This is a genomic window from Paraburkholderia ferrariae NBRC 106233 (assembly GCF_000685035.1).
In the GTDB taxonomy this organism is placed as follows: Bacteria; Pseudomonadota; Gammaproteobacteria; order Burkholderiales; family Burkholderiaceae; genus Paraburkholderia; species Paraburkholderia ferrariae.
In genome coordinates this window covers 1-12,433 of sequence record NZ_BAYB01000023.1, presented here as the reverse complement: position 1 = coordinate 12,433, position 12,433 = coordinate 1, and the positions used below count along the sequence as shown (strand labels likewise).

Below are 12,433 nucleotides of genomic sequence, written 5' to 3'. Positions count from 1 at the left end.
CGCAGCAAGACTATACGAGAATCCCCCTCCCCGCCCGCGCCCGACAGCATTCAAAAACATCATGCCCGCAATGGCTTCACCCGCGCCACGATTTCGCCGACAATCCCGCGCCGGAACGCCAGCACGCAGGCAATGAAAATGAGGCCCGTCACGATCGTTGCGGACTCACCGAGCGAGTTGAACCAGTCCACGCCCGTCACCGAGGCGAGCGCGCCGCCAATGTCGCCCAGCCGGTCTTCGAGCGAAACGATCAGCGCGGCGCCGAGAAGCGGTCCGAACAGCGTGCCCATGCCGCCCACCAGCGTCATCAGGATCACGAGGCCCGACATCGTCCAGTAGGCGTCGCCAAGCGTCTCAAAGCCCAGCACGAGCACTTTGAGCGACCCGGCGAGACCCGCAAGCCCCGCCGAGAGCACATAGGCGAGCAGCTTGAAGCGGTCGGTGTCGTAGCCGAGCGAAATGGCGCGCGGCTCGTTCTCCTTGATGGCGACCAGCACCTGCCCGAACGGCGAATGCACGACGCGCACGATGAAGAGGAACGCGAGCACCATCACGACGAGCACGACGTAATAGAGCACGAGGTCCGACGAGAGCGAGAGCAGGCCGAACAGCTTGCCGCGCGGCACGCCTTGCAAGCCGTCTTCGCCGTGCGTGAAGGGCGCCTGCAGATAGACGAAATAGACCATCTGCGCGAGCGCGAGCGTCACCATGGCGAAGTAGATGCCCTGGCGGCGAATCGCGAAGATGCCGGTCACGAGGCCCAGCACTGTCGCCGCCACCGTGCCGGCCAGCACCCCCAGCTCGGGCGTGACGTTGAGCGACTGCATCATGTAGCCCGTGACGTAGCCCGCCGTGGCGAGGAACATCGCGTGGCCGAACGAGAGCAGGCCCGTGTAGCCGATCAGCAGATTGAACGCGGCAGCGAAGAGCGCGAAGCAGAGCACCTTCATCACGAAGAGCGGATACACGCCGGCGAACGGCGCGGCCAGCAGGCCCACCAGCAGCAGTCCATAGAGCACTTTTCTTTGCATCACCGTTCCTTGCCGAAGAGGCCTGCGGGGCGAATCAGCAGCACGATCGCCATGATGACGAACACCACCGTGGCGGACGCCTCGGGCCAGAACACGCGCGTGAAGCCTTCGACCACACCCAGCAGCAGGCCGGTGAGGATCGACCCCATGATCGACCCCATGCCGCCGATCACGACCACGGCGAACACCGTGATGATCATCGACTGGCCCATGAGCGGAGAGACCTGGATCACGGGCGCGGCCAGCACGCCCGCAAACGCCGCGAGGGCGACGCCGAAGCCGTAGGTGAGCGTAATCATGAGCGGCACGTTGATGCCGAACGCTTCCACGATCTTGGGGTTCTCCGTGCCCGCGCGCAGGTAGGCGCCCAAGCGCGTCTTCTCGATCACGTACCAGGTGGCAAAGCACACGCTGAGCGACGCGACGACTACCCACGCGCGATAGTTCGGCAGATACATGAAGCCCAGATCGGTTGCGCCGGAGAGCGCCTCGGGCACGTCGTAGGGCTGCCCCGACGAGCCATAGACCGCACGGAACACGCCCTCCACCACGAGCGTCAGGCCGAAAGTCAGCAGGAGTCCGTAGAGATGATCGAGCTGGTAGAGCCAGCGCAGCATCGAGCGCTCGATCAGGATGCCGAACGCGCCCACCACGAGCGGCGCGACGACGAGCATCACCCAGTAGGGCAGATTGAAGTACGCGAGCCCCATCCATGTGAGCATCGCGCCCAGCATGAACAGCGCGCCGTGCGCAAAGTTGATCACGTTGAGCATGCCGAAGATCACCGCGAGGCCAAGGCTCAGGATCGCGTAGAACGACCCGTTCACGAGCCCGAGCAACAACTGGCTCAGCATGGCCGGCAACGGAATGCCAAAGATAGTCATGGAAGCTGCCACCCCCTCAAGATCGCATTCGTGCGGCACACGCCGCGGCGCCCGGGTTGCCCCGGGCGCCACGCCGCGTGCCGCGCTCGCGCTGCGTCTACTTCCACAGCGCGCAGCGGCTCTCCTGCTTCGTCGTATAGGCCTGCTCGCCCGGAATGGTCTGCACGACCTTGTAGTAGTCCCACGGACGCTTCGACTCGGACGGCTTCTTCACCTCCACCAGATACATGTCGTGGATCAGCACGCCGTCTTGACGGATATAGCCGCCCTTCGTGTAGAAGTCGTCGACCTTCGTCTTCTTCAGTTGCGCCATCACCTTGTCGGCGTCGGTCGTACCGGCTGCCTGCACGGCCTTCAGGTAGGTGGTCACCGCCGAATAGTCGGCCGCCTGCAGCTCGGACGGCATCCTCTTCATCTTGTCGTAATAGCGCTGCGCCCACTGGCGCGTGGCGTCGTTCTGGTCCCAGTACCAGCCGGTCGTCAGCACGAGGCCCTGCGTCGTTTCGAGCCCGAGGCTGTTCACGTCCGGCAGGAACATCAGCAGCGCGGCGATCTTCATCGTCTTCGTAATGCCGAATTCCCTCGCGGCCTTGATCGAGTTGACCGTGTCGCCGCCCGCGTTGGCGAGGCCGAGGATCTGCGCCTTCGATGCTTGCGCCTGCAACAGGAACGAGGAGAAGTCCGAAGCCGAGAGCGGATGGCGAACCTCGCCGAGCACCTGGCCGCCGTTCGCCTTCACGACGTCGGCGGTGTTCTTTTCGAGCGACTTGCCGAACGCGTAGTCGGCCGTGAGGAAGAACCAGGTCTTGCCGCCCTGCTTGAGCACCGCGAGGCCCGTGCCCTTCGCGAGCGCCACCGTGTCATAGCCGTAGTGAACCGTGTACGGCGTGCATTGCTCGTTGGTCAGCGCATCCGTACCCGCGCCTGTGTTGAAGTACACCCGCTTCTTTTCCAGCGCCACCTGATTCATGGAGAGCGCGGTGGCCGAGTTGGTGCCGCCCAGCAGCATGTCGATACCGTCGCGGTCCATCCACTCGCGCGCCTTCGAAGCCGCGATGTCCGCCTTGTTCTGGTGGTCCGCATACAGCACGTCGATCGGCTTGCCGAGCACCTTGCCGCCGAAGTCCGCCACCGCCATGCGGACCGCTTCGAGACCGCCCTGGCCGTCGTCGTCCGCATACAGGCCCGACATGTCGGTGATAAAGCCGATCTTCACCGCGTCGTCGGCAGCCTGCGCGGTGCCAGCGCTCATCGCCGTTGCAGCCGCTGCGGCGGCAAAGAGCGCGGCGAGCCGCGCGAACGTCGTTTTCTTCATTGCAGTCTCCTTCTTTTCTGGTTGCATTGTTATCCGGGCTTGACAGCGGAGGCAAAACAGCAAAACAGGCACATCGCACGCGGCACGGCAGGCGCATTGCGCCGGCCGCGACGCGTGTCCCTCTGGATCCTAGACACCGAGCAGATCGTGCAGCACGGGCATCTTGGCGTCGAGTTCGGCAACGCCGAACTGCTCGACGATATGGCCGTGCTCCATCACGTAGAAGCGGTCGGCAAGCGGCGCCGCAAAGCGGAAGTTCTGCTCGACCATGACGATCGTGTAGCCGCGCGACTTGAGCGTGAGAATCATGCGCGCAAGCGTCTGCACGATCACGGGCGCAAGGCCTTCGGAAATCTCGTCGAGCAGGAGCAGGTTCGCCCCCGTGCGCAGGATGCGCGCCACGGCCAGCATCTGCTGCTCGCCGCCCGAGAGCCGCGTGCCCTGGCTGTGGCGCCGCTCGGCGAGATTGGGAAACATGGCGTAGATCTCGTCGAGCGACATGCCCGGCACGCTCGCGTTGACCTGCGGCGGCAGCAGCAGGTTTTCCTCGCACGAGAGGCTCGCGAAGATCGCGCGCTCTTCGGGGCAATAGCCCACGCCGCAATGCGCGATGCGATAGGTGGGCATGTGGATGGTCTCGCGGCCGCCGATGCGGATCGAACCCGTGCGCCGCCCCGTGAGGCCCATGATGGCCCGCAGCGTCGTGGTGCGCCCCGCCCCGTTGCGACCGAGCAGCGTGACCACTTCGCCGCGTCCGACCGTGATGTCCACCCCGTGAAGAATGTGCGATTCCCCGTACCACGCCTGCAGCCCCGCAATCGCGAGTGCCGGCTCGGCGGGCGCCGCGGCGCCCTCGGCCACCGGTTCTTTTTCCGTCACCGTGCTCATGCGTGGGCTCCCGCCAGGGCCGCGTCCGCGCTGCCCATATAGGCCTCCGTCACGAGCGGATTCTTCGACACTTCGGCGTAGCTGCCTTCGGCCAGCACCTCGCCGCGCTGCAGGACCGTAATCGTGTCGGAGATGCCCGCGATCACGTTCATGTTGTGCTCGACCATCAGGATCGTACGGCCGCTCGACACCTTCTTGATGAGCGCCGTCACGCGGTCCACGTCTTCGTGGCCCATCCCCTGGGTCGGCTCGTCGAGCAGCATCAGTTCGGGCTCCATCGCGAGCGTCGTGGCGATTTCGAGCGCGCGCTTGCGTCCATAGGCGAGCTCGACGGTGGGCACGCCCGCGAAATCGGTCAGGCCCACCTGCGTGAGCAGATCCATGGCGCGATCGTCCAGTTCGGCGAGCGTGCGCTCGCTCTTCCAGAAGTGATAGGTGGTGCCGAGCGCGCGTTGCAGCCCGATCCGCACGTTCTGCAGCGCCGTGAGATGCGGAAACACCGCCGAGATCTGGAACGAGCGGATGATGCCGCGCCGCGCGATCTGCGCGGGCCGCTCGTGCGTGATGTCGATGCCGTTGAAGACGATGCGCCCGTCGCTCGGTTCGAGGAATTTGGTGAGCAGGTTGAAGCAGGTGGTCTTGCCTGCTCCATTGGGCCCGATCAGCGCGTGTATCGTGCCGCGGCACACGCGCAGGTTTACTCCGTTCACGGCCGTGAAGCCTTTGAACTGTTTGGTGAGGCCGCGGGTTTCCAGAATCGTGTCGCCGAGAATCATGTCCCCTTCCACGCGATGTAAAGGCGTTACTGCGCACGTTGTTCGCGCGAGCCGCCGCACGAATGCAGACACCGATCGGCGGGCCCGCTTTTCAGCATCGCTGGAAGCGTCTCCACACCGACCGGTTTCGCGCATTGTCTCACCAATGATGCACCGCAATCATTGGGATTTGCACTTAGGGTTTGCGCCCGCGGGTCGCGATGTGACCATGCTGGGATGAAAGGAGTTGGCTACATGATGGGCGTGCGATCGCAGCACATTATCGGTGCGTTCGCGTGGGCCGTCCGCACGCTCGCGGGCTTGGGATGAGCGCCGCCGCGCGCGCCCGAAACCTCGGGCGCGCGTCCTGGATAGTGCGCTGCGCTGGCCGTGTTTCAGCGCATCGGTCAGCTCACGGCCAACGGAGCAGCGGCATCGACGCTCGAGCGCGCGCTCGCCCCTTCGTTGCGGTCGGCGCGCATCATGGCGGCGGCGCGTTCGGCAATCATCAGCGTCGGCGAATTCGTATTGCCCGATGTAATAAACGGCATCACCGACGCATCCACCACGCGCAGCCCCTCTACCCCGCGCACGCGCAGGCGCGAATCCACCACGGCGCCGGCATCGTCGGCGCGGCCCATGCGGCAGGTTCCCACCGGATGGAAGATCGTCGTGCCGATGTTGCCCGCCGCCTCGCGCAGCTGCGCCTCGGTCTGGAATGCCGTGCCCGGCAGGATTTCCTCGGGCCGGTAGCGCGCGAGCGCCGGCGAGCCCGCGATGCGGCGCGTGAGGCGCAGGGCGTTCGCGGCCACGCGCCGGTCGTGATCGGTCGAAAGATAGTTCGGTGCGATCAAGGGCGCGGCCGCCGGATCGGGGCTGGCGATGTGAATGCTGCCGCGCGACGTGGGCCGCAGATTGCACACCGAGGCCGTAAACGCATTGAAACGGTGCAGCGGTTCGCCGAAGCGTTCGAGCGAGAGCGGCTGCACGTGATATTCGAGGTCGGGGCGCGTGAGCGCCGGATCGTCGGGGTCGGACTTCGCGAAAGCGCCGAGCTGGGATGGCGCCATCGACATCGGCCCGCTCTGGAGGAGCGCGTACTGCAGGCCGATCATGAGCTTGCCCCACCAGTGCGCGGAAGCCGTGTTGAGCGTGCGCACGCCGTTCACGCGATACGCCATGCGCAGTTGCAGATGATCCTGCAGGTTCTCGCCCACGCCGCGCAGGTCCTGCACCACCGGGATGCCGTGATCCGCGAGCCGCCGGGCATCGCCGATGCCGGAAAGTTCGAGCAACTGCGGCGAGTTCACGGCGCCCGCGCAGAGAATCACTTCGCCGCGCGCACGCGCCACGTAATCCAGGCCGCCGCCGCGGTATTCGACCCCCACGCAGCGCTTGCCTTCGAAGATCACACGTTCGGTGAGCGCGCCCGTCACCGTGGTGAGATTCGGGCGCTTCATCGCGGCGCGCAAGAATGCCTTCGATGCGTTCCAGCGCACGCCGCGCTTCTGGTTCACGTCGAAATAGCCGACGCCGCTGTTGTCGCCGCGATTGAAGTCGTCGGTGGCGGCAATGCCCTGCTCCGTGGCTGCCTGCGCAAACGATTCGAGAATCTTCCACTTGAGGCGCTGCTTCTCCACGCGCCATTCGCCGCCCGCGCCGTGGAACTCGCCCGCACCGCCGTGATAGTCCTCGCTGCGCCGGAACACGGGCAGCACGGCGTCCCACGACCACGACGCATCGCCGGTCTCGCGTGCCCAGGCGTCGTAGTCCTCGCGCTGGCCGCGCATATAGATCATGCCGTTGATCGACGAGGACCCGCCCAGCACGCGCCCGCGCGGATAAGACAGCGCTCGCCCGTTCAGGCCCGCTTCCGCCTGCGTTTTGTAGAGCCAGTCCGTGCGCGGATTGCCGATGCAGTAGAGGTAGCCGACGGGAATGTGAATCCAGTGGTAGTCGTCCTGACCGCCTGCTTCGAGCAGCAGCACGGAAACAGCCGGATCTTCGGTGAGGCGGTTGGCGAGCACGCAGCCGGCCGTGCCGGCCCCCACGATCACGTAATCGAACTCGCCTTCGAGGCGGCGCGAGGACGGTCGTCCTCCCGTGGGTTCCTGGGTCGCGGGCATGCTTGTCTCCTGCTCGATGGCCGGGTTGGCTTTGGCCACGCTTTGGCCACGCTTCGGCCTGACTGTGGCCTCGGCTCAGCCTTGCTTCGGCCTGATTGTTCTGGCACTTCCGATGCGGGCGCCGGTACGCCGCCCGCATCCGTTATTTCGCTTTCCTACGCGTTCTTGTTCTGCGTGCTCACTTCGCGACGGGCATGGTGAATTCGGCGCCCTTCGCGATGCTGTCCGGCCAGCGCTGCATGATGCTCTTGTAGCGCGTGTAGAAACGCACGCCTTCTTCGCCATACGCATGGTGATCGCCGAACAGCGAGCGCTTCCAGCCGCCGAACGAGTGCCACGCCATGGGCACCGGAATCGGCACGTTGATGCCCACCATGCCCACCTTGATCTGGCGCGAGAACGCCCGCGCCACGCCGCCGTCCGAGGTGAAGAGCGACACGCCGTTGGCGAACTCGTGGCGATTGATGAGCTCGACCGCGCTCGCGAAATCGGGCACGCGCACCACGCAAAGCACCGGGCCGAAGATCTCTTCCTTGTAGATCGTCATGTCGGTCTTCACGTCGTCGAACAGCGTGCCGCCGAGGAAGAAGCCCTCCTCGTGGCCCTCGACCGCATGCGTGCGGCCATCCACCACGAGCTTCGCGCCCGCGCTCACGCCGGCGTCGATATAGCCCTTCACCTTCGCGCGATGCGCGCCCGTGACGAGCGGGCCCATTTCGGAGGCGCTGTCCATGCCGTTGCCGATCTTCAGCGCCTTCACGCGCGGCGTGAGGCGCTCGACGAGTTCATCGGCGACGTGGCCCACGGCCACAGCCACCGATATCGCCATGCAGCGCTCGCCCGCCGAGCCGTAGGCCGCGCCGATCAGCGCATCGACCGCCTGGTCGAGGTCGGCGTCCGGCATCACGACGAGGTGGTTCTTCGCGCCGCCCAGCGCCTGCACGCGCTTGCCGTGCTTCGTGCCTTCCGTGTAGATGTATTCGGCGATCGGCGTGGAGCCGACGAACGAGAGCGCCGTGACGTCGGGATGCGCGAGGAGGGCGTCCACGGCCACCTTGTCGCCGTGCACGACGTTGAAAACGCCGTCGGGCAGGCCCGCTTCCTTGAGCAGTTCGGCAAGGCGCAGCGACGCCGAGGGATCGCGCTCCGAAGGCTTCAGCACGAAGGTGTTGCCGCACGCGAGCGCCACCGGAAACATCCAGCACGGCACCATCATCGGAAAGTTGAACGGCGTGATGCCGGCGACGACGCCCAGCGGCTGCCGCAGGTTCCAGTTGTCGATGCCGCCGCCGATCTGGTCGGTGAAATCGGTCTTCAGGAGATTCGGAATGCCGCACGCGAACTCGACGATTTCGATGCCGCGCATCACCTCGCCCTTCGCGTCCGAAAATACCTTGCCGTGCTCGCGCGTGATGAGTTCGGCGAGCTCGTCATGGTGCTGGTCGAGCAGATCCTTGAACTTGAAGAGGATGCGCGCGCGCTTGACGGGCGGCATCTCGCTCCAGGCGGGAAACGCCGCGTTCGCCGCGGCCACGGCGGCATCGACTTCGGTCACGGTGGCGAGCGGCACGCGCGCGCCGACCTTGCCGGTGGCCGGGTTGAAGACATCGCCGTAGCGCTCGCCCGTGCCGCTTTGCGGCTTGCCGTTGACGTGGTGCGCGAGCGTGCGTACGCCCGTGTCGTTCAGATGTGTCTCGCCCATGTGTGCCTCTTTTGTCTGTTCGTCTGAATCAGCAAGAAGCGTAATCGCCAATGCGCGCGGCGATCCAATGATTAATGCTCAATAGCGATATAAGGCGGGTTAATATCAGGCTATGGACCTGACCTTGCTCCGCGCCTTCGTCACGGTCGCCCGCGAGGGCAATCTCACGCGCGCGGCGGGGCATCTGCATCTGACGCAGCCCGCCGTGAGCCTGCAGATCAAGCACCTCCAGGAGACACTCGGCGTCGCGCTCTTCACGCGCACCTCGCACGGCCTCGCGCTCACGCGCGACGGCCAGGCGCTGCTGCCGCATGCCGAACGGGCGCTCGCCGCCGCCGGCGACGTGCAGCGCGCCGCTGCTGCGCTGCGCCACGAGGTGCGCGGGCGCCTGCGCATCGGTACGATCCTCGATCCCGCGTTCCTGCGCCTCGGCGGCTTCCTGCGGCAACTGGTGGAAAACTGGCCGCAGATCGAAACGGCGCTGCGCCACGGCATGTCGGGCTGGGTGCTCGACCAGGTGCGCGCGCGCGAACTCGACGTGGGCTACTACATCGGCCAGCCGGGCCCGGACGCGGCCGCCTTCCACACCCTCACGCTCACGCGCTTCCAGTACCGTGTGCTCGCGCCCGCGGGCTGGAAGGACCGCGTGAAAGGCGCGCGCGACTGGCGTTCGCTCGCCGCGCTCCCCTGGATCTGGACACCGCCCGCCTCCGCGCACAACCGGCTGCTGACGCACCTGTTCGAAGCCGCGAACGCCAGGCCCGTGAAGGTTGCCGAGGTGGACCAGGAGCCGTCGATGCTCGACCTCGTGAAGTCGGGCGTGGGACTCACGCTGGCGCGCGACGCCACCGCGATTGCCGAGGCGCACGCGCACGCGCTCACCATCGTGGAGGGCGTGACGGTGCCCACCGAACTCACCTTCATTACGCTCGATTCGCGCCGCGACGAGCCGGCCATCGCGGCCGCGCTCAAGGCCATCGAGACCCAATGGGCGATATGAGCGCCGCTCATGAGGGCGCGCGTGAAGCCAACGCTGCGGCCAGCGCGGTGTAACAGCGGCGTCACGCAAGTTTTGCTAGATTCGAATTTCGCCCGCGCGAATCGTAGCCTTCCGCCCCCTTCGTACCCTCGACAGACAGGAGCTTGCATGGCCCGCAACATTGAAATCAAAGCCCGCGCCCGCGAATTCGACGCGCTGCGCGAGCGCGCCGCCCGGATCGCCCCCGACGCTCCGCTGATCTTTCGCCAGCAGGACTTCTTCTACGACGTCCCGCGCGGCCGCCTCAAGCTGCGCCAGTTCGACGACGGCACGCCGCCCGAGCTGATCTTCTACCAGCGCGACGACCGCGACGGCCCGAAGGCCTCGTACTACACGCGCAGCCCGGTGACCAATGCGGAGGCCATGCACGCGCTGCTCGCCACGGCGCTGACCACGCGCGGCATCGTCTCGAAGGAGCGCCACGTGTACCTGGTGGGCCGCACGCGCATCCACCTGGACCGTGTGGATGGCCTCGGCGACTTCGTCGAGCTCGAAGTGGTGCTCGGCCCCGACGACGACGACGAGGGCGGCGAGGCCGAAGCCCACGCGATGTTCAAGAAGCTCGGCGTAGAAGAGGGCGACCTTGTGGCGGTCGCCTACGTCGATCTGCTCAATACGCCGGTCGCGGCTTGAGTTTCCGGCGCCGGCCGGAAGCGGGAGTCAGGGCGCGCCCGCGCCCGGCTCCAGGTGAGACAGCGGCAGCGGCCCGTTGCGCTTGAACGTGGTGAGCACGATGTTCGAGCGCACGCTATCCACGCCGGGCACGCGCATCAGCTTCTTCATGACGAACGACGACAGCGCGTTCAGATCGGGCGCCACGATACGCAGCAGATAGTCGGCGTCGCCCACCACCGCATGGCATTCGAGCACTTCGGGCAGCACGTCGATCTGCTGCTGGAACTGCTCGATGATCGAGTCGCCGTGATGCTTGAGCTTCAGGCTCGTGAACGCGGTGACGCCGAGGCCCAGCTTCTCGGGCCGCAGCACGACGCGATACCCGTCGATCACCCCCGAAGCTTCGAGGCGCTGCAGGCGCCTGCCGATCTGCGAGGGCGAGAGCGGCACCTGTTCGCCCAGTTGCTGATGCGTGGCGCGGCCAAAGCGCTGCAGGACGTCCAGCAGCGCGAGATCGAAGTGATCGAGTTCAAGCATGAATGAATTCCGCATCGATTCCGTTTATGATGCGCGATTATTGCATAATAGCGCTTTCTGACACCCAATACGCGCACACGCCGCGTGTACCCCGCTCTACACTTGCATCTCCGTATTCGTATTGAGTGGAGCGTTACAAACATGGCCGCCGCTGCCGCCACCGCCAAGCTGCAGGAGCAGTTCGACGCCGGGCTACAAACCCGTCCCGATTTCACGATCGACCAGCCGCTCGCGCGTTACGGCGCCGTCGATCACGCCGTCTGGGACCAGTTGTACCGCCGCCAGAGCGCCCTCCTCGCAGGCCGCGCGAGCGATGCCTTTCTCTCGGGGGCGCAGAGCCTCGGGCTGAACGTTGCGCACGTGCCGTCGTTCGAGGCCGTGAGCGAGCGCCTGATGCCGGCCACGGGCTGGCGCATCGTGGCGGTGCCGGGCCTCGTTCCCGACCGCATTTTCTTCGAACACCTTGCTAACCGGCGCTTTCCGGTGACCTGGTGGATGCGCCGCCCGGACCAGCTCGACTATCTGCAGGAGCCGGACTGCTTTCACGACCTGTTCGGCCACGTGCCGCTCCTGACCGACCCGGTTTTCGCCGATGCCATCCGTGCCTATGGTCAGGCGGCGCTTGCCGCGCACGCACGCGATGCGCGCGCGCTCACGCTGCTCGCGAGGCTCTACTGGTACACGGTGGAGTTCGGCCTGATGCGCGAGGCCGGCGCGCCGCATGGCGTCAAGATCTACGGCGCGGGCATCGTCTCCAGCAAGGGCGAATCGCTCTACAGCGTGGAAAGCGAGGCGCCCAACCGCATCGCGTTCGATCTCGACCGGGTGCTTCGCACGCGCTACCGCATCGACACGTTCCAGAAGACCTACTTCGTGATCGAGTCGTTCGGGCAGCTTTTCGAAGCGCTGGGCGAAGGGGTGGCCGCGCGTCTGGCCGATCCCGCGGCGCTGCTGGATGGACCCGCATTCGGCGCGGGCGACGTTCTCGCCGGCGATACGGTGCTCACGCGCGGCACGGGCGCAGGCTGGCTCGAAGACGGGGACGTCTAGCCCCCGCCGGCGCCGCTGCGCGTCGGACCGGCCGCCCACTTTGCTCGCACCCCGGCGCCATCCGTGAAAAAATGGCTGATCGGCCCCGAGAACCCGCACCGGGCCCGCATCACGACAGGTGTAGAAATGATCAATCGACTCACATCCGAAGAACGCGCCACCCAACTCGCCGAACTCCATGGCTGGCAGGCCGTGGCCGGGCGCGACGCCATCCAGCGCAGCTTCCGCTTCGCCGACTTCAACGAGGCCTTCGGCTTCATGACGCGCGTGGCTATCAAGGCCGAGCAGATGAACCACCATCCCGAGTGGTTCAACGTGTATAACCGCGTCGAGATCACGCTTTCCACCCACGACGCCAACGGCCTCACCTCGCGCGACATCGCGCTCGCACGCTTCATCGACGCGATTGCGCCCGGGCCGCTCAGCGTATGAGCCAAAACCCGTATTTGAAAGCATAATGCAGGGTGTCAGGCGTCCAAACCTTCAGGGTT

Annotated in this window: 12 protein-coding genes; 4 read left to right on the top strand and 8 right to left on the bottom strand. The window is 66.0% G+C overall.

Features of this window, described 5'->3' with window-relative positions; translation table 11 throughout:
- Positions 1 to 59 precede the first annotated feature (59 nt).
- The 7 genes from BFE01S_RS23065 to BFE01S_RS23035 all read right to left on the bottom strand — a co-directional run bounded on the left by BFE01S_RS23065 (position 60) and on the right by BFE01S_RS23035 (position 8,701).
- On the bottom strand, positions 60 to 1,031 hold the full coding sequence (locus BFE01S_RS23065) for a branched-chain amino acid ABC transporter permease (protein WP_028227533.1): 972 nt from the start codon (positions 1,029 to 1,031) through the stop codon (positions 60 to 62).
- A complete protein-coding gene (locus BFE01S_RS23060; RefSeq protein ID WP_028227532.1) occupies positions 1,031 to 1,915 on the bottom strand; it encodes a branched-chain amino acid ABC transporter permease in 885 nt (294 codons plus the stop codon). The genes BFE01S_RS23065 and BFE01S_RS23060 overlap by 1 nt, the downstream gene beginning before the upstream one ends.
- A 97-nt stretch (positions 1,916 to 2,012) precedes the next feature.
- Positions 2,013 to 3,230: an ABC transporter substrate-binding protein gene (locus BFE01S_RS23055; protein WP_028227531.1), complete on the bottom strand. Its 1,218-nt coding sequence runs from the start codon at positions 3,228 to 3,230 to the stop codon at positions 2,013 to 2,015.
- Positions 3,231 to 3,359: 129 nt separating this feature from the next.
- A complete protein-coding gene (locus tag BFE01S_RS23050; RefSeq protein ID WP_042338314.1) occupies positions 3,360 to 4,118 on the bottom strand; it encodes an ABC transporter ATP-binding protein in 759 nt (252 codons plus the stop codon).
- Positions 4,115 to 4,894, bottom strand: coding sequence for an ABC transporter ATP-binding protein (locus tag BFE01S_RS23045; RefSeq protein ID WP_028227529.1), 780 nt, complete (start codon positions 4,892 to 4,894; stop codon positions 4,115 to 4,117). Before BFE01S_RS23045 ends, BFE01S_RS23050 begins: the two co-directional genes overlap by 4 nt.
- Positions 4,895 to 5,280: 386 nt before the next feature.
- A complete protein-coding gene (locus BFE01S_RS39815) occupies positions 5,281 to 6,999 on the bottom strand; it encodes a GMC family oxidoreductase (protein ID WP_042338313.1) in 1,719 nt (572 codons plus the stop codon).
- A gap of 178 nt (positions 7,000 to 7,177) precedes the next feature.
- Entirely contained in the window at positions 7,178 to 8,701 is a 1,524-nt protein-coding gene (locus tag BFE01S_RS23035; RefSeq protein ID WP_028227528.1) for a CoA-acylating methylmalonate-semialdehyde dehydrogenase, read from the bottom strand.
- Positions 8,702 to 8,813: 112 nt separating this feature from the next.
- Here BFE01S_RS23035 and BFE01S_RS23030 point away from each other — a divergent pair, with 112 nt between their 5' ends.
- A complete protein-coding gene (locus BFE01S_RS23030; RefSeq protein WP_028227527.1) occupies positions 8,814 to 9,701 on the top strand; it encodes a LysR family transcriptional regulator in 888 nt (295 codons plus the stop codon).
- A gap of 147 nt (positions 9,702 to 9,848) precedes the next feature.
- Positions 9,849 to 10,373, top strand: a complete 525-nt coding sequence (locus tag BFE01S_RS23025) for a class IV adenylate cyclase (RefSeq protein WP_028227526.1) — start codon at positions 9,849 to 9,851, stop codon at positions 10,371 to 10,373.
- Between the two features lie 27 nt (positions 10,374 to 10,400).
- Here the strand turns inward: BFE01S_RS23025 and BFE01S_RS23020 are convergent, their stop codons facing one another.
- On the bottom strand, positions 10,401 to 10,892 hold the full coding sequence (locus tag BFE01S_RS23020) for an Lrp/AsnC family transcriptional regulator (RefSeq protein WP_028227525.1): 492 nt from the start codon (positions 10,890 to 10,892) through the stop codon (positions 10,401 to 10,403).
- Between the two features lie 141 nt (positions 10,893 to 11,033).
- Between BFE01S_RS23020 and phhA the strand changes: the two genes are divergently transcribed.
- Both phhA and BFE01S_RS23010 read left to right on the top strand, forming a co-directional pair.
- Positions 11,034 to 11,942 carry a phenylalanine 4-monooxygenase gene (gene phhA / locus BFE01S_RS23015; protein ID WP_028227524.1) on the top strand — a complete coding sequence of 303 codons (909 nt, stop codon included), beginning with the start codon at positions 11,034 to 11,036 and terminating at the stop codon, positions 11,940 to 11,942.
- Between the two features lie 108 nt (positions 11,943 to 12,050).
- A complete protein-coding gene (locus BFE01S_RS23010) occupies positions 12,051 to 12,374 on the top strand; it encodes a 4a-hydroxytetrahydrobiopterin dehydratase (protein WP_281177409.1) in 324 nt (107 codons plus the stop codon).
- Positions 12,375 to 12,433: the final 59 nt, after the last annotated feature.

Excerpts from the sequence above, each read along its gene's own strand:
- BFE01S_RS23020 (WP_028227525.1), bottom strand. The coding sequence starts at position 10,892 with ATGCTTGAACTCGATCACTTCGATCTCGCGCTGCTGGACGTCCTGCAG.
- BFE01S_RS23055 (WP_028227531.1), bottom strand. The coding sequence starts at position 3,230 with ATGAAGAAAACGACGTTCGCGCGGCTCGCCGCGCTCTTTGCCGCCGCA.
- BFE01S_RS23035 (WP_028227528.1), bottom strand. The coding sequence starts at position 8,701 with ATGGGCGAGACACATCTGAACGACACGGGCGTACGCACGCTCGCGCAC.
- phhA (WP_028227524.1), top strand. The coding sequence starts at position 11,034 with ATGGCCGCCGCTGCCGCCACCGCCAAGCTGCAGGAGCAGTTCGACGCC.
- BFE01S_RS23025 (WP_028227526.1), top strand. The coding sequence starts at position 9,849 with ATGGCCCGCAACATTGAAATCAAAGCCCGCGCCCGCGAATTCGACGCG.
- BFE01S_RS23065 (WP_028227533.1), bottom strand. The coding sequence starts at position 1,031 with ATGCAAAGAAAAGTGCTCTATGGACTGCTGCTGGTGGGCCTGCTGGCC.
- BFE01S_RS23030 (WP_028227527.1), top strand. The coding sequence starts at position 8,814 with ATGGACCTGACCTTGCTCCGCGCCTTCGTCACGGTCGCCCGCGAGGGC.
- BFE01S_RS23060 (WP_028227532.1), bottom strand. The coding sequence starts at position 1,915 with ATGACTATCTTTGGCATTCCGTTGCCGGCCATGCTGAGCCAGTTGTTG.
- BFE01S_RS23050 (WP_042338314.1), bottom strand. The coding sequence starts at position 4,118 with ATGAGCACGGTGACGGAAAAAGAACCGGTGGCCGAGGGCGCCGCGGCG.
- BFE01S_RS39815 (WP_042338313.1), bottom strand. The coding sequence starts at position 6,999 with ATGCCCGCGACCCAGGAACCCACGGGAGGACGACCGTCCTCGCGCCGC.
- BFE01S_RS23045 (WP_028227529.1), bottom strand. The coding sequence starts at position 4,894 with ATGATTCTCGGCGACACGATTCTGGAAACCCGCGGCCTCACCAAACAG.